Origin of the sequence: Bradyrhizobium sp. CCBAU 45321 (genome assembly GCF_028128975.1) — a bacterium.
GTDB lineage: Bacteria > Pseudomonadota > Alphaproteobacteria > Rhizobiales > Xanthobacteraceae > Bradyrhizobium > Bradyrhizobium yuanmingense.
Map to the genome: position 1 here is coordinate 197,669 of NZ_LFKZ01000131.1, position 14,937 is coordinate 212,605.

Genomic DNA, 14,937 nt, shown 5'->3' on the forward strand with positions numbered 1-14,937 from the left:
TCGCATTACCGTCCGCGACCATGCTCCAGCGTTTGCGACGGCGTCTCGCCGAACTGGTCGCGGTAGCTTCTGGAGAAATCGCTGAGGTGCCAGAAGCCGTACGCCAGGGCCACCGCCTTGACGCTATCGGCCCCGGCGAGAAGGCGCCGTCGCACCAGCCACAGCCGGTGCAGACGCAAATAGCGGTGCAGGCTCATGCCGCGATAGCGGCGGACGACGTCGTGCATGGTGCGAACCGACAGCCCGAGCTTGCGGGCGATCTCGTCGCTATAGATCGGCTGCGACAGGTCGTCGGACAGCAGCGCGCGGATATCCTGGAAGATCCTGAAATTCCGTCCGTCGTTGGGACCCAGGGTCCAGCGGACCGGAACGATCGATTCAAAGACCTCGTCGACGGCTGCGAGCAGGGACTCCTTCATCGCGGCGCTCTTCAACAAGAGCTCCGGTGGCGGGACCGGCCCGGACGCCTCGGCCAGCACCCCACGAACCACGCCGCGCAGCCGCTGCAAGCCAGTCGCGGAAACCTCAAAGATCTTGAAGCTCGAGAGCGTGGGCGGCCAGCCACGATCCCTCACCTCCGGCCTGAAAACGACCGAGGCGATCTGCCGCTGCACCTCCTCGATGGTGGTGTAGGCCGCGCCGCCGTTGCCAATGACCACGGCGGGTCGCGCCCGTTGCGAGCCGTTGAAGCGAATTGGCACGTTGAGATCGTCCATGGTGAAGCCGATCGCCGTGCAATTCTCGACGAGCTGTGCGTCAACCACCCGCGGAAACGCGCGCGTCAAGTTCACGTCGCAGCCGGGCAACGACAGGATTGTCTGCTCGGCCGAAATCTTCGGTACAAAGGGCGTGAATTCGAAATTCAGCCCGCGAATGGCGCTTCGAAATTCGTCGGCATCTGAAAAGTGAAATGTTCTGAGCGCCACCCCGGGCACATCATCAATTTTGTTCATGGCAATAAGAAAACGCAGCGTCGTGTTTGACGTCCGTCCGGCCGCGTGCCGCTCCCCCTTTCGGCTTTCGGTTACGCAAAACAATCAAACTTGTCCTAGACAATTGAAGATAAAGACAGGCCGTGGCGCCGTGTCCCACCAAATTTCGATAGTATTTCCTGGAAATTGGCGGTGCATTAATACCCCAACATTTAATTTTTAAAATCAAAAATTAACAGATGTAAGGTGCAATAACGAACGTTGTATAGTCAAGTTTTTTCAACTCAGGCTCCCGCCAATGATGGCAAGTTCGCCTGCTGATACTCTGGTCGAGTTGGAAGACGCAGTCGCAACGTGTCCGCTGGACCGCTGCACCCGCATCCTCTCCGGCATCTTGCAGCTGCTCACCAGCAGCCGCGACCGGCCTCAGGAATTGCTCGCCAATGTGACCGACGGCGTTCTGCTGCGATTGACGGAGCGGGTGGGGGCCGGTGCGCTGATCGATCTCAGCACGGCACTCGCGGAGCTCAAGGTGGCTCCGCCGAAGACCGTGCGACGCCTCGCCTCCCACCGCGATCCACAGGTGGCGTGCCCTGTCTTGCTCAGCTCGCAGTCTCTGTCCGCGGCCGATCTCAACTCGATCGCGGCCGCGACCGGCGAACGGCAGCAATGTGCGATCGCCGCCCGCGCGCCTATCGATCCGCCGGTGATCGAGACGCTGATCAAGGTCGGCGCCCGCAGCGCGTGTATTGCGCTGATCGGCAATACAGAGGCACGTTTCTCTGATGCCGCTTACGCTGCGCTCGTTGAGAGATGCCTGACGGATGGTGAACTCACGAAGGCACTGACGCTCCGGCCGGATACGCCCGACACGGTCGTGCGGGAGTTGCTGTCGACCTCGGCAGCGCCGAAATCCGGCACAGGGCAGAAGGCCGCCGTGTCGCCTCGAGGCGCAACGGCCGCGCCAAACATCGCCAAGCTGCCCTGCGCGGCCGCCTATGCAAGCGCGCGGCCGGAGATCGTCGCCCTCAATCGCATCGGCAAGCTCAACGATTCCGCCGTGAACCGCTTTGCGATCCGTGGAGAGACCGCCAATCTGTTCACGGCGCTGTCGGTGCTTTCGGGGGCGCCTCTCGACATCGTCGAGCACGTCATGGCCGACGAGGATTGCGAGGGTCTGGTCATGGCCTGCCGCGCTTCACGGCTCAACTGGCAGACCACGCTCGCCATCCTGAGCAATCGCAGCGGCGCGCGTCTTTCCTTTGCCCAGCGCGAACGAGCCCAACGGATCTTCGAGACGCAGTTGCTGTCCACGAGCCAATGGACGGTGCGCTGGGGGCAAATCGCCGCAAGCGCCAAGCCAAGCGATGGGACGCATCGCGCCGCACGAGTGGGAGACAAGCAATGAAGTTCGATGGCCGCAAGGCGGCGCGCGTGCGAATGGACCACCGGCAGCCCGTCAATCTGATGGGCTCCGACGGCACCTGGCGGCGCAGCTGCGTCCTGCTCGACGTCTCGCAGACGGGCGCGAAGGTCGAGGTCGAGGGCACGCTGGACGTGCTCCAGGCCAAGGAATTCTTCATGCTGCTGTCGTCGACGGGCCTCGCCTACCGGCGCTGCGAGCTGGTCTGGATCGACGGCACCACGGCCGGCATCCACTTCGTCACCTCGCAAAGCAAGAAGAAGCAGGCGAGTACGCCGGCTGCCGCAACGCAGGCCGCCGCTCAGGCCAAGTAGACGAGAATTCGACCCCTCGATGGGAGCCCGCGATATTCCGGGTCATGTCCGTGCAGAACGCGCAAACCACACTCAAACCCACCAGCCTCGACGGCACCGCCGTCGCTGGAGCGCCGCGCCCGTTCGTGCATGTGCTGGCCGACACGTCCGACAAGCTGGCCGGTGTGTGCTCGATCCTCGAGCAACGCTTTGCCGTCGCGGGCGAGCGGCTGGACGCTGAGGCCAAGCTGTCAGAGGTGCCGTCCGCCATCGTCATTCGCGCCGAGCTTCGCGATGTCGACAACATCGCGGCGATCAAGAAACGGGCGGGCAAGCTCGCAAAAGCGAAGAAACGGATTTTCCTGCTGGAGCACACCTCGCATGTCTCCGTTTCGCAGGCCTATGCGCTTGGAGCGACCCTGGTCCTGCCGGGCGCGATCAACCGGGCGAAGCTGCTGGCGGCGCTGTCTGATCCGCCTGATCCGCTCTCGGCTGCGTCGCGCGCGAGCGCGCAGGCCGACACTGCCGTCGAGACCGCCGCGACCGCGATCGCATCCATGTTCACCTCCGTCACCCTGGGCCAGCCGCTCGACGTAAACGCCACCAAGGAAGCCGGTCGCCAGATCGCCGATCGCATCACCCGGCATGGCCTGACGGAGTGGCTCATGACGGTGCGGCGGCACCACGAAGGAACCTATCAGCATTGCCTGCTGGTGACCGGTGTCGCCATCGACTTCGGACTGAGCCTCGGCGTCGGCAGGGCCGACCTGGAACGTCTCTACTCGGCGGCCATGTTCCATGACATCGGCAAGGCGCAGATTCCACTCGCCATCCTCGACAAGCCGGGCCGCCTCGATGCCGCCGAGCGCGCGCTGATCGAAACGCATCCCGCCGCCGGCCATACGTTTCTCAAGGACCATGACGGGATCTCGCCGGAGATTCTCGATGCCGTCCGCCATCATCACGAGTACCTCGACGGGAGCGGCTATCCCGATGCGCTCTGCGCCGAGAGCATTGGCGATATCGTCAGGATTCTAACGATCTCGGACATCTTCGCAGCCCTGATCGAGCACCGGCACTACAAGCCGACCATGCCGCGCGCGGAGGCCTACGACGTTCTGTGCGAGATGACGGGCAAGCTGGAGAAGGCGCTGGTCCGCGCGTTCAAGCAGGTCGCGCTCACGCGGTGAGCGCTGTGACCCGTCTCGAGCGCAGCCTAATGCGTCGCACGATGGCTGGCGCGGCGCGGGATGGAGCGGCAGGCCAGCCCGTCGGCCAGCAGCTTCATGTCCTCGTGCCGGCCGCTGCGAATCAGCCGGCCGAACTCTTCGGGTGTGAAAGGAAGACTTGGATCATCATCGATCTTAGGCCGCAGTCGCGGACCGAAGAACCGCCGAACCAGGCTAGCCAGCCGCCGCATATCAATTCCCTCGCGCCAGCAACAAACCTCTCAGTCCGCATATTGTTCCTCCCGCGACTTCGAGATTGCAAGAGGCCACTCGCGACACCGCACCAAATATTTTCGCTAGAGAATAATCTCCTCTTGCTCGTGCTAATCGGCAAAACCCACGTAACGCACGAACTGGTGGTTGTGCTCGCGGTCCGAGCGCACGGCGTTCGCGGCAAAGCCGTCGTCGGGATAGCCCATCGCGACACAGGTCATGATGACCTCGTCTTCCGGAATCTCGGCGACCTCGCGCACGATGTCGGAGCGCATGATGCCCTGCCCGTTGATGACCGAGCCGAGCCCGCGGTCCCACGCCGCGAGCACGATGCCGTAGCAGAGCGCGCCGAGATCGAAGTGGCAGACCGCGCCGGGATCGAGCACGCGGTCATAGGTCAGCACCAGCGAGACCGGCGCGTCGAACTGGCGGAAGCCGCGCAGCACCCAGTCCTGCCGCATCGGCTTGTCGTCGCGCGCGATTCCCATCGCGCCGAACAGCTTCTTGGCGATGTCGACCTGCCGGGTGCGATGCACGCCCTGGTATTCGCCATGGCTGACGATGTCGCGCTTGACCTTGGCGCCGCCGGCCATCTCCGACATGTTGCGGCGACGCACCTCCTCCAGCGGATGACCCGTGAGCACATGGACATGCCAGGGCTGGGTGTTCATCGACGAGGGCGCGCGCTTGGCGCTCTCGATGATCGCCTCGATCACCGCGCGCGGCACCGGCTCGTTCTTGAAGCCACGCACGCTGCGGCGCGACTGGACCAGCGTCTCGAATTCCACCTCGTGAACCTCCCTGCCCGTCGTCCGGCCTTGCGACGCACGCCGGTTGCCGATGCTGCCCGCAAAACCTATGCTAATGACCAAGCAAGACCAAGAACCCTGTGAGGAAAGCCCATGGCCGCACCGCTCGATCCCGTCATCGCCCAGATCATTCCGCTCATGCCTATGCGCGATCCCACGGTCATGACGCCACAGAGCGCCCGCGATTCCTTGCGCGCACTGGCTGCCTCGCGTGCCGCCATTCCGCCGCCGCCGGTCGATAGCGTCGAGGATATCAGGGTGAAAGGCGGCGCCAGTCTGCTTCCCGCACGGGTCTATCGGGTCGGCGCCGCGCCGGCACCGACGGTGGTGTTCTTCCACGGCGGCGGCTGGGTTGCGGGCGATCTCGAAACCCACGACCGGCAGGCGCGCAACCTTGCGATCGAGACCGGCGCGGTCGTCGTCTCCGTCGACTATCGCCGCCCACCCGAGACGCGCTTTCCCGGCGCCTTCGAGGATGCTTTCGCCGCGGTCAGCGACGTGTTTGGCCGCGTCGCGGAATTTGGCGGTGACGCAAAGCGCTTCGGTGTTGCCGGCGACAGCGCCGGCGGCAATCTCGCAGCGACGAGCGCGATCGCCTGTCGAGAGGCCGGCATCAAGCTCGCCGCGCAACTGCTGGTCTATCCGGTCACCGACGTCGTCGGCGCTTATGCCGATGCGCGCGAGAACGCGCGGTATCCCTCGCGCAGCGAGAACGCCGAGGGCTACTTCCTCACGCGGGCGACGATGGAATGGTTCTGCGGCCATTATCTCGCCGATCCCGCACACGCCGGCGATTGGCGCGTCTCGCCGCTGCGGGCTGCCTCCTTGGCCGGCGTCGCGCCCGCGGTCGTAACCACCGCCTGGTTTGATCCCCTGCGCGACGAAGGCGCCGCCTATGCGCGGGCGCTGGAGGCCGCCGGCGTCCGCGTCAAGCACCATGAGGGTCCCGGCCTGATCCATGGCTATTTCGGCATGGGCGACGCCTCCGACGTCGCACGCGCCGAAGCGCAGCGCGCGCGGGCCGACTTCAAGGCGCTGCTGATGCGCGGCGCGTGAAGGCGATCAGGCGCTCTGCGGCCGCTGCGCGCCGGTGTGCCCCCAAGTCTCGTCCCAGTCCTGACCGGCGGCATCGACCACGCGGCCGTCGGCCTCGAAGAATTTGTTCGGCACCTGGAAGATCGCCAGGATCAACGCCCCGTCCGGGCACCAGGCGGCGTGCCGGCTGCCTGCCTCGCGCCAGATGAATTCGCCGGCCTTGCAGGCAATGCCCTTGGCCGGCCCCTCCTTGTCGACGAGCGCACCTTCGATGACCCAACTCTGCTCGATGCCGACATGCTCGTGATCGGGCAGCACCGATCCTGGCGCAAAACGCATCAAGGCGGTCATCAGCCCCGTACGCCGATCGAACAGCAGCGTCTTGGCCTCGCAGCCCGGAAAGCGCGTCTTCTGCCAATCCATGTCTTGGGGGCGAACCAGGTGGGAATGCCGATCGGCTGCCTGGTCGTGCGGGATCGCCGCGTCCATCACGATGCTTCCTCTCCGTCTCAAGGGACCAACGCTAGCAGGATCGCCCGATGCGGTCAGCGAGCACTGCAACAGAGGCGACATCTCCCGCGCTTGAAGTGCAAAAATCAGCGGGCGACCGGGCGGCCCAGTGCTCATCCTGCTTGATTGCGCCACGATTCCCGGCTCCAATCTGCCGGCCATTTCTGGTTCAGGAGACCCCCATGATGAAGCGGATTTTCGTCGCTGCGATCGTTGCCACCTTCGCAGCGGGTTCGGCCCTTGCGCAAGAAACCTGCGAGAGCAAGGCCGTCGGCAAGGACGGCAAGCCGCTGGCCGGCGCCGCCAAGACCTCGTTCCTGAAGAAATGCAAGGAAGACGCCTGCGCGCCCAAGGCCGTCAGCGCCGACGGCAAGCCGCTCGCCGGCGCCGCCAAGAACAGCTTCATGAAGAAGTGCGAGACCAGCGCGTAAGCGCGCAGTCCGTTCCCAGCTTTTTCAGCAAGCCATCACAAATGAAATGCCGTCATGGCCGGGCAGAAGCGCGTCTTCGCGCCAGATGTCCCGGCCATCGGCTCCTTGTGCCCCACCCCGCCGCCAGTTTCCGACACGCGCCGAGCGCGTAAAGCAAACGCGCCGCGACCCTAGACAGAACGCAGCGGCTGACAGATGATGCGGCGCTGAGCGAACCGGGGCGCATCAACGAGGCTTCCAGCAAAGGATGGACGAGATGTTGCAGTTCCGCGTGCGTGATCACTTGGTGGCGATAATGAGCGTGCTCTTTACGCTGCTTATGATCGTTGACGTTGCCAACGCGAGAGGCCCCGGCCTGCCCAACGTCATGGTTCTCGCAACCGGCGGCACGATCGCCGGCAGCGGGGCGAGCAGCACCACCGTCATCGGGTATACCGCGGCCACGGTGGGCATCGAGACCCTCTTGAACGCCGTCCCCGAGTTGAAAACCGTGGCCAACGTCAAGGGCGAGCAGGTCTTCCAGATCGCCAGCGAGAATATGAACAATGATTATTGGCTGAAGCTCGCCAAGCGCGTCAATACGCTCCTCGCGCAGGACGACGTGGATGGGATCGTGATCACGCACGGAACCGATACAATCGAGGAAACCAGCTATTTCCTGAATCTGGTCGTCAAGAGCAAGAAGCCTGTGGTCGTCGTCGGTGCGATGCGTCCATCGACCGCGATCAGCGCGGACGGCCCGATCAATCTCTTCAATGCGGTGATCCTCGCAGGCAGTGAAGAAGCCGTCGGCAAGGGCGTGCTCGTCGCCCTCAACGATCAGATCAACGCCGCGCGCGACGTCACCAAGAACAACACGTCCACGGCAGACACCTTTCGCACGCCCGAACTCGGCTTTCTCGGCTACATGCAGGGCAACAAGCCGTATTTCTATCGCCAAACGACCCGCCGGCACACGGCGGATTCCGAATTTGACGTGTCCAAGCTCGATGTCCTCCCGCAGGTCGACATCGTCTACGGCTACGCCAGCATGAACCGGGTCGCGATCGACGCCTTTGTCGCTGCCGGCGCCAAGGGGGTCGTGCATGCCGGCGTGGGTGACGGCAGCCTGGCCCGCCCGGCGGTCGAGCCGGCGCTCGACGATGCCCGCAAGAAAGGCGTGCTGATCGTTCGCAGCAGCCGTGTCGGCAACGGCATCGTCGCGCGCAATGGCGAGGCCAAGGACGATGAGCACGACTTCGTCGTCTCGGATACGCTCAATCCCCAGAAGGCGCGCATCTTGCTGATGCTGGCGTTGACCAAGACGACCGACACCAAGGACATTCAGCGGATGTTCTACGCCTATTAGAGGCTACTTGCGCTTGAAACGGTAATCGAAAGCGGCGCCGAACGGCTTGATCAGCCCGGCCGTCGGCGCCGGAAAATGGATCGGCAGGATCAGCGTGTCCGTGTCGGCAACAGAGGCGAAGAACTTTAGTCGCGACATCGCCGACTGCTTCGCATCCCAATCCGGCTTCGCCGACCAGCCCGGCTCGCGGCACTGGATCTGGTGATGCATGAGGTCGCCCGCGACCACGGCGCGCTGGCCGTTCGAAGAAATGTTCACGCAGCAATGACAAGGCGAATGCCCCGGCGTCGGGGTCAGCGTCACGGTATCGTCGAGCGCGTAGTCGTCGTCGACCAGCAGCGCCTGCCCGGCCTCGACGATCGGCAGGCAATTGTCGCGAAAGACGGTGCCGGGCGGATTGTTGCCCTTGGCATGCTCGGCCTCCCAGGCCGCATACTCGCCCTTGTGGAAGACATATTTCGCGTTGGGAAACGTCGGCACCCAGCGTCCGTCGCGCAAGGTCGTGTTCCAGCCGGTATGGTCGATGTGCAGATGCGTGCAGAACACGTAATCGATCTGCTCGAAGCCGATGCCGAGCGCGAACAATTCGTTGCGCCAGCGCGCCTTGCCGGGAAAATCGAACGGCGGCGGATGGCCCTTGTCCTCGCCGGTGCAGGTGTCGACAAGGATGGTGTAACGCGGCGTGCGGACCACGAAGGTCTGATAGGTGATCACCATCATGCCGCGCGCGGCGTCGAACACCTCCGGCTCCATTGTCGGCAGATGGCGCTTGAACACGTCTTCGTCATAGGCCGGGAAGAAATCCTGCGGCCGGCGCCACGGCCCCTCCCGCTCGATCACCGCATCGATGGAGATGTCGCCGATCCGGACTGGCTTCATGGGTGTTCGCTCCCTTTTTGACGAAAGCGTAGCGAACGGAATCAGGGCATTCAAGGCGCCGAACCCGGGAGCCTCCCATGCGCCCCGTGCCGCAAATCAACCTCAAACCCCGGAGAAGATGATCGCGGAATGAGGAATGTCCGGTGGGCAGGAAACTGAGAGTGACCGCGGCGATCGTGATCGCCGTCGCAGCTGCAATCTACGTCAACAACACAAGCCATCTGGCGCCACATCGGGACGGCAAGCCCGTGCTGCTCGCCCATCGCGGCATGGCGCAACGATTTGACGAGCGCGAGCTGAAGAACGACACCTGCACCGCCGCGCGGATGCTGCCGCCGGCGCACGACTATCTCGAAAACACGCTGCGCTCGATGCGCGCGAGCTTCGCGGCCGGTGCCGACGTCGTCGAGCTCGACGTGCACCCGACCAGTGACGGCGAGTTCGCCGTCTTCCATGACTGGACGCTCGACTGCCGGACCGACGGCGTCGGCGTCACCCGCGCGCAGAGCATGGCAAAGCTGAAGACGCTCGATATCGGCTACGGCTACACCGCCGACGCCGGCAAGACCTTCCCGTTCCGCGGCAAAGGTGTCGGCATGATGCCGACCTTGTCGGAGGTGTTCGCCGCCTTCCCCGACAAGCAGTTGCTCATCAACGTGAAGAGCCGGGACCCGGACGAAGGCGAGAAACTTGCCGGCGTGCTGACCACGTTGTCGGCCGGGCGGCGTAGCACCATCATGGTCTATGGCGGCGACGAGCCCATCGACGTGATCCGTCGCCTCGCCCCGGATGTCCGCACGATCTCGCGGAAGTCTATCAAAAGCTGCCTGGCACGCTATATCGGATACGGCTGGACCGGTCTCGTCCCAGCGGCCTGCCGCAACGCGATGGTGCTGGTGCCAATCAACGTCGCCCCCTGGCTATGGGGCTGGCCCGATCGCTTTCTCGCGCGCATGAACGCCGTCAACAGCGCTGTGTTCGCGCTCGGCCCCTACAGCGGCGGCGAGTTCTCCACCGGCATCGATACGCCGGAATTGCTTGCGCGGCTGCCGCAAAGCTATTCCGGCGGCATCTGGACCAACGAGATCGAGGCGATCGCCAGGCTCACCGGCAACAGCAGAGATTAGCTCCGCAGCCCCGGCGCCTCCTGTCCGGTGCGCGCGACATATTCGGTGTAGCCGCCGCCATATTGGTGGATGCCATCAGGCGTCAGCTCCAGCACGCGGTTCGACAGCGTCGCCAAGAAATGCCGGTCGTGCGAGACGAACAGCATGGTGCCCTCGAAATCCGACAGCGCATTGATCAGCATTTCCTTGGTGGCGAGGTCGAGATGGTTGGTGGGCTCGTCCAGCACCAGGAAGTTCGGCGGGTCGAACAGCATCTTGGCCATCACGAGGCGCGCCTTCTCGCCGCCCGAGAGCACGCGGCAGCGCTTCTCGACGTCGTCGCCGGAGAAGCCGAAGCAGCCGGCGAGCGCGCGCAAGGAGCCCTGGCCCGCGGTCGGAAACGCGTCCTCCAGCGACTGGAACACGGTGCGCTCGCCGTCGAGCAGATCCATTGCGTGCTGGGCGAAATAGCCCATCTTGACGCTGCCTCCGAGCGCCACGGTGCCCTCGTCCGGCTCGCTCGCGCCGGCAACCAGCTTGAGCAGCGTCGATTTGCCGGCGCCGTTGACGCCCATCACGCACCAGCGCTCCCGACGGCGGATCATGAAATCCAGCCCGTCATAGATGCGCTTTGAGCCATAGCCCTTGTGCACGTTCTTGAGTGCGACGACGTCCTCGCCCGAGCGCGGCGCCGGCAGGAAGTCGAACGCCACGCTCTGCCGGCGCCGCGGCGGCTCGACGCGCTCGATCTTGTCGAGCTTCTTGACCCGGCTCTGCACCTGCGCCGCATGCGATGCGCGCGCCTTGAAGCGCTCGATGAACTTGATCTCCTTGGCGAGCATGGCCTGCTGGCGCTCGAACTGCGCCTGCTGCTGCTTCTCGTTCTGCGCCCGCTGCTGCTCGTAGAATTCGTAATCGCCGGTGTAGGTGGTGAGCGAGCCGGAATCGATCTCGATCACCTTGGAGATCACGCGGTTGATGAACTCGCGGTCGTGCGAGGTCATCAGCAACGTGCCTTCGTAATCGTGCAGGAATTTTTCCAGCCAGATCAGGCTTTCGAGATCGAGATGGTTGCTCGGCTCGTCGAGCAGCATCACGTCGGGCCGCATCAAAAGAATACGCGCCAGCGCCACGCGCATCTTCCAGCCGCCGGAGAGCTTGCCGACGTCGCCGTCCATCATCTCCTGGCTGAAGCCGAGGCCGGAGAGCGCCTCGCGCGCGCGGCCGTCGAGCGCATAGCCGTCGAGCTCCTCGAACCGGTGCTGCACCTCGCCGTAGCGGGCGATGATCTCGTCCATCTGGTCGGCCTTGTCGGGGTCGGCCATGGCGGCCTCGAGCTCGCGCAATTCGGCAGCGACCTCGCTGACGGGACCGGCGCCATCCATCACCTCGGCCACCGCGCTGCGGCCACTCATCTCGCCGACGTCCTGGTTGAAATAGCCGATGGTGATGCCGCGATCGATCGAGACCTGACCCTCGTCGGGCAGTTCCTCACCGGCGATCATCCGGAACAGCGTGCTCTTTCCGGCGCCGTTCGGCCCGACGAGACCGATCTTCTCCCCCTTGTTGAGGGCCGCGGAGGCTTCGATGAACAGGATCTGGTGGCCGGCTTGCTTGCTGACGTTGTCGAGGCGGATCATGAGGTCATTTTTGGGGGATTTTTGCGTTGCAGCGTCATACGGCATGCGGGCTGCAAGGGGAAGCCCGGGACAGGCCGGGATCCGGCCCATTCGGCCCATGACCGTTCGGCTTTGGGGCCTACGGACAAATGGGTCGGGCCAATTGCGTCCGGCACAGGCGACGTCCGACGCCCGGCGCTCAAGCTGCCCGGCCTCGGCCGCTTCGGGGTCACGCCCGGCCTGTAAGAACTTTTCGCCGAAATCTCAAAAAGGCTTGAGATCGGCTCTCTATCTCACTGAGAAAGGAGCCTGATAGGGCCGCCCGAACGGCACGCCGTTGATGACGGTCTGGACCGGCTTGAGGTGGGCTTTCCCTTCCCTTTTGTTGTTGCGCGTATCAACGAAGCTGACGGGTCCCTCGACCAGCTCCATGATCGCGACGTCGGCGGGCGCACCGACCTGAAGCGTGCCGATCTTCGGCGCACGGTTGATGATTTTGGCCGGCGCGGTCGTTGCCATTGCGACCACCTGCTCCAGCGTGAAACCGAGCGTCATGAACTTGCTCATCACGTTGGGCAGGAAGGGTATGCCCGGCGAATTGCCGGAGAAGACGTGGATGTCGGAAGAGATGGTATCAGGAGCGCATCCGCCGGGGATCGCCACGTCCGCCACGGTGAAATCGAAGCTGCCGCCGCCATGCCCGACGTCGAACATGACGCCGCGCTGCTTGGCCGCGAGAGCCGCAGGCAGCAGCTTGCCGTCCTGAACGATATTCGTGAAGACGCTCGACATGTTCGGGGCGCCCGAATAGGCATGCGTCAGCACGTCGCCGGGGCGCATCAGGTCGAGGATCTCAGACATCAGCTCCTTGGATTCGACCCCGCCGATATGCACCATCATCTTCGCCGGCCATCCGCACATCTCGCACGCCTGGATGCCGCGCTTGAGCGGCTCGAGCCCGTGCTTGAAGATGACGTTTTCCGACATGCGTACCTTGACCCCGAGCAGGAAGTCCGAATTCTCGGCCAGTGCCATGGCGCAGGCTTCGGTCTGCGCGGTGTCGATGTTGTGGAGCTCGGCGACCGGGAACGCCGACAGGCCGTTATTGGCGATGTGGACGAAGGCGTACATCCGCGCCCGCGTCTGGGCCACGATGAAGCGGCGCAGCGCCGCCAGATTGTTGACGCCGGCATCGCCCGCCGACACGACGGTCGTCGTGCCCTGGAACTGCACCAGCTCGTCGGCGGGAATGCCGATGGCCGAGCCGTAGGGATAGACGTGGCAATGCAGATCGATCAGGCCGGGCATCACCAGCTTGCCCGCGGCGTCGATGCTCTTTTGCGCGCGCTCGGCCGGGATCGTCTCCTGGACCGCCTCGATCGTGCCCCAGCGGATGCCGATATCGCGCCTGGCGCGCAGCGACTGGCTGGGATCGAGCACCTCGCCGCCCCGGATCACCAGATCGTACTTGTCGTTCGGCCCCATCGCCCCGCGCGCGGGCGCGGCGAGGCCGACGGCTGCCGCCGACGTCGAGAGTGCCAGGAAATCGCGGCGTGACAATGCAGGCATGATGATCCCCCCTCTGTGCTTTTGTTGATGGCGACGGCCGGGCTGGATGACCAGATCCGCTTCCGCCGCCACAGTCGAGTTCACAACGAACGGGATTGGAAATGAAGCCCGGATGATCCAATCCTATGCTGCGCCGCGACAGGCGCGTGAATGTCGGACTGCCTGGAGTCGAACGTCTAAGACCAATAATGCGACACCAGGGCTTGTCGGATGCCGGCAATGCGTCCAAACTGTGATCAAAGTCGCTGGAATGCGGCATACCTCCAGCGGTTGACAACGGCAAGCGCACTGAAGCGCGTTCGAAAAACCAGGCCGCCAGGGAGGACGTCAATGACTGCAAAGTCTGAAAAGACCAGAACAACTCGTCGGAAATTCCTGCTGACCGCCGGCGCGGCCGGCGCTGCCGCCATCGCCATGCCGCAAATCAGCCGGGCGCAGACAGCGACCCTGAAGATGCAGGGCTCGTGGGGCAAGGCCGATGTCTTCAACGAGATGGCCGAAGATTATGTGAAGCGCGTCAACGAGATGGCCGGAGGCCGGCTGCGCATCGACTATCTGGTCGGCGGCTCGGTCGTGCATCCGTTCCAGGTGTTCGACGGCGTTCATGGCGGCCAGATCGACGCGGCACACACGGTGACGGTCTACTGGTACGGCAAGCACAAGGCCGCCTCGCTGTTCGGCACCGGCCCGGTGTTCGGCTTCAACGCCAACGAAGGCCTCGGCTGGATCCACAACGGCGGCGGCAAGGAGCTGTTCGAGGAGCTCCAGACCAAGATCATGAACGTCAACATCAAGAGCTTCTTCGCGATGCCGATGCCGACCCAGCCGCTCGGCTGGTTCAAGAAGCCGATCACTAGCGACGCCGATCTCAAGGGCTTGAAATATCGCACGGTGGGTCTGGCCGCCGATCTCTTCCAGGCGATGGGCGCATCGGTCGCGCAGCTGCCCGGCGGCGAGATCGTGCCCGCGATGGAGCGCGGCGTGATCGACGGGTTCGAGTTCAACAACCCGACCTCGGACCGCCGCTTCGGCGCTCAGGATGTCGCCAAGAACTACATGATGGGCAGCCATCATCAGGCGACGGAATATTTCGAGATCATGTTCAACCGGACGAAATTCAACGCGCTGCCGAAGGAACAGCAGGCGATCCTGCAATACGCCGCCGAAGCCGTGTCCTCCGCCAACGAATGGAAGGCCATGGATTATTATTCGAAGGACCTGCAGGAGCTGATCAACAAGGACAAGGTCAACGTCCAGCGGACACCGAAGTCGGTGTTCGACGCGCAGATCAAGGCCTGGGACGGGCTGATCGCCCAGCTCGGCTCGGATCCGTTCATGAAGAAGGTCATGGACTCGCAGAAGGAATGGGTGCGCCGCGTGGTTTACTACAACATGAACAACGCGACGGATTACCGCGGCGCCTTCGAGCATCACTTCCCGGGCGTGCTCAAGGTCTGACGGCTGTCGCGGGGGATCGCGTCAGGTCTTATCGCGAGGGCGGCGCAATTGAAGCGCCGCCCACGATTTGGAGGGGGACATCC

At 64.1% G+C, this 14,937-nt stretch carries 15 protein-coding genes; 8 read left to right on the forward strand and 7 right to left on the reverse strand.

The genetic code is table 11. From position 1 onward, the window contains the following. Positions 1–5: 5 nt before the first annotated feature. Entirely contained in the window at positions 6–953 is a 948-nt protein-coding gene (locus ACM43_RS36430; RefSeq protein WP_271547267.1) for an AraC family transcriptional regulator, read from the reverse strand. Positions 954–1,230: 277 nt separating this feature from the next. Between ACM43_RS36430 and ACM43_RS36435 the strand changes: the two genes are divergently transcribed. The 3 genes from ACM43_RS36435 to ACM43_RS36445 are packed head-to-tail and all read left to right on the forward strand — an operon-like array spanning position 1,231 to position 3,838. Next, positions 1,231–2,340 carry a DUF2336 domain-containing protein gene (locus tag ACM43_RS36435; RefSeq protein WP_271546853.1) on the forward strand — a complete coding sequence of 370 codons (1,110 nt, stop codon included), beginning with the start codon at positions 1,231–1,233 and terminating at the stop codon, positions 2,338–2,340. Next, positions 2,337–2,669, forward strand: a complete 333-nt coding sequence (locus ACM43_RS36440) for a PilZ domain-containing protein (RefSeq protein WP_271546855.1) — start codon at positions 2,337–2,339, stop codon at positions 2,667–2,669. The genes ACM43_RS36435 and ACM43_RS36440 overlap by 4 nt, the downstream gene beginning before the upstream one ends. Before the next feature lie 50 nt (positions 2,670–2,719). Continuing rightward, complete coding sequence (locus ACM43_RS36445; RefSeq protein WP_271547268.1) at positions 2,720–3,838, forward strand: HD-GYP domain-containing protein; 1,119 nt, start codon at positions 2,720–2,722, stop codon at positions 3,836–3,838. Positions 3,839–3,864: 26 nt separating this feature from the next. Here ACM43_RS36445 and ACM43_RS36450 read toward each other — a convergent pair whose 3' ends face one another. After that, the gene (locus ACM43_RS36450; RefSeq protein WP_036000317.1) at positions 3,865–4,068 is read right to left on the reverse strand and encodes a hypothetical protein; all 204 of its coding nucleotides are present in this window, start codon (positions 4,066–4,068) and stop codon (positions 3,865–3,867) included. Between the two features lie 132 nt (positions 4,069–4,200). Next, positions 4,201–4,878 (reverse strand): nitroreductase, encoded by a 678-nt coding sequence (locus ACM43_RS36455; protein ID WP_225114113.1) that lies wholly within the window; start codon positions 4,876–4,878, stop codon positions 4,201–4,203. A gap of 114 nt (positions 4,879–4,992) precedes the next feature. Between ACM43_RS36455 and ACM43_RS36460 the strand changes: the two genes are divergently transcribed. Next, the gene (locus tag ACM43_RS36460; protein WP_157284660.1) at positions 4,993–5,955 is read left to right on the forward strand and encodes an alpha/beta hydrolase; all 963 of its coding nucleotides are present in this window, start codon (positions 4,993–4,995) and stop codon (positions 5,953–5,955) included. Between the two features lie 6 nt (positions 5,956–5,961). On the opposite strand, the gene ACM43_RS36465 is transcribed toward ACM43_RS36460, so the two are convergent. Beyond that, on the reverse strand, positions 5,962–6,423 hold the full coding sequence (locus tag ACM43_RS36465; protein WP_271546859.1) for a cupin domain-containing protein: 462 nt from the start codon (positions 6,421–6,423) through the stop codon (positions 5,962–5,964). Between the two features lie 203 nt (positions 6,424–6,626). Here ACM43_RS36465 and ACM43_RS36470 point away from each other — a divergent pair, with 203 nt between their 5' ends. Together ACM43_RS36470 and ACM43_RS36475 are read left to right on the forward strand one after the other, a co-directional pair. Then, the gene (locus ACM43_RS36470) at positions 6,627–6,875 is read left to right on the forward strand and encodes a hypothetical protein (protein ID WP_271546860.1); all 249 of its coding nucleotides are present in this window, start codon (positions 6,627–6,629) and stop codon (positions 6,873–6,875) included. A gap of 295 nt (positions 6,876–7,170) precedes the next feature. Then, positions 7,171–8,223, forward strand: a complete 1,053-nt coding sequence (locus ACM43_RS36475) for a type II asparaginase (RefSeq protein WP_271546862.1) — start codon at positions 7,171–7,173, stop codon at positions 8,221–8,223. A 3-nt stretch (positions 8,224–8,226) separates the two neighbouring features. On the opposite strand, the gene ACM43_RS36480 is transcribed toward ACM43_RS36475, so the two are convergent. Beyond that, a complete protein-coding gene (locus ACM43_RS36480) occupies positions 8,227–9,102 on the reverse strand; it encodes an MBL fold metallo-hydrolase (RefSeq protein WP_271546864.1) in 876 nt (291 codons plus the stop codon). 143 nt (positions 9,103–9,245) lie between these two features. Here ACM43_RS36480 and ACM43_RS36485 point away from each other — a divergent pair, with 143 nt between their 5' ends. Next, positions 9,246–10,229 (forward strand): glycerophosphodiester phosphodiesterase family protein, encoded by a 984-nt coding sequence (locus ACM43_RS36485; RefSeq protein ID WP_271546866.1) that lies wholly within the window; start codon positions 9,246–9,248, stop codon positions 10,227–10,229. On the opposite strand, the gene ACM43_RS36490 is transcribed toward ACM43_RS36485, so the two are convergent. Together ACM43_RS36490 and ACM43_RS36495 are read right to left on the reverse strand one after the other, a co-directional pair. Further along, positions 10,226–11,848 carry an ABC-F family ATP-binding cassette domain-containing protein gene (locus ACM43_RS36490; protein ID WP_271546868.1) on the reverse strand — a complete coding sequence of 541 codons (1,623 nt, stop codon included), beginning with the start codon at positions 11,846–11,848 and terminating at the stop codon, positions 10,226–10,228. The two genes, ACM43_RS36485 and ACM43_RS36490, sit on opposite strands and share 4 nt — an antisense overlap. A gap of 267 nt (positions 11,849–12,115) precedes the next feature. Further along, positions 12,116–13,396: an amidohydrolase/deacetylase family metallohydrolase gene (locus tag ACM43_RS36495; RefSeq protein WP_271546870.1), complete on the reverse strand. Its 1,281-nt coding sequence runs from the start codon at positions 13,394–13,396 to the stop codon at positions 12,116–12,118. A gap of 330 nt (positions 13,397–13,726) precedes the next feature. On the opposite strand from ACM43_RS36495, the gene ACM43_RS36500 reads away from it, so the two are divergent. After that, complete coding sequence (locus tag ACM43_RS36500) at positions 13,727–14,854, forward strand: TRAP transporter substrate-binding protein (RefSeq protein WP_271546872.1); 1,128 nt, start codon at positions 13,727–13,729, stop codon at positions 14,852–14,854. The last annotated feature ends 83 nt before the right edge of the window (positions 14,855–14,937 follow it).

Coding starts and splice junctions, on each gene's coding strand:
- ACM43_RS36430 (WP_271547267.1), bottom strand. CDS start 953: ATGAACAAAATTGATGATGTGCCCGGGGTGGCGCTCAGAACATTTCAC.
- ACM43_RS36435 (WP_271546853.1), top strand. CDS start 1,231: ATGATGGCAAGTTCGCCTGCTGATACTCTGGTCGAGTTGGAAGACGCA.
- ACM43_RS36440 (WP_271546855.1), top strand. CDS start 2,337: ATGAAGTTCGATGGCCGCAAGGCGGCGCGCGTGCGAATGGACCACCGG.
- ACM43_RS36450 (WP_036000317.1), bottom strand. CDS start 4,068: ATGCGGCGGCTGGCTAGCCTGGTTCGGCGGTTCTTCGGTCCGCGACTG.
- ACM43_RS36460 (WP_157284660.1), top strand. CDS start 4,993: ATGGCCGCACCGCTCGATCCCGTCATCGCCCAGATCATTCCGCTCATG.
- ACM43_RS36465 (WP_271546859.1), bottom strand. CDS start 6,423: ATGGACGCGGCGATCCCGCACGACCAGGCAGCCGATCGGCATTCCCAC.
- ACM43_RS36470 (WP_271546860.1), top strand. CDS start 6,627: ATGATGAAGCGGATTTTCGTCGCTGCGATCGTTGCCACCTTCGCAGCG.
- ACM43_RS36475 (WP_271546862.1), top strand. CDS start 7,171: ATGAGCGTGCTCTTTACGCTGCTTATGATCGTTGACGTTGCCAACGCG.
- ACM43_RS36480 (WP_271546864.1), bottom strand. CDS start 9,102: ATGAAGCCAGTCCGGATCGGCGACATCTCCATCGATGCGGTGATCGAG.
- ACM43_RS36490 (WP_271546868.1), bottom strand. CDS start 11,848: ATGATCCGCCTCGACAACGTCAGCAAGCAAGCCGGCCACCAGATCCTG.
- ACM43_RS36495 (WP_271546870.1), bottom strand. CDS start 13,396: ATGCCTGCATTGTCACGCCGCGATTTCCTGGCACTCTCGACGTCGGCG.
- ACM43_RS36500 (WP_271546872.1), top strand. CDS start 13,727: ATGACTGCAAAGTCTGAAAAGACCAGAACAACTCGTCGGAAATTCCTG.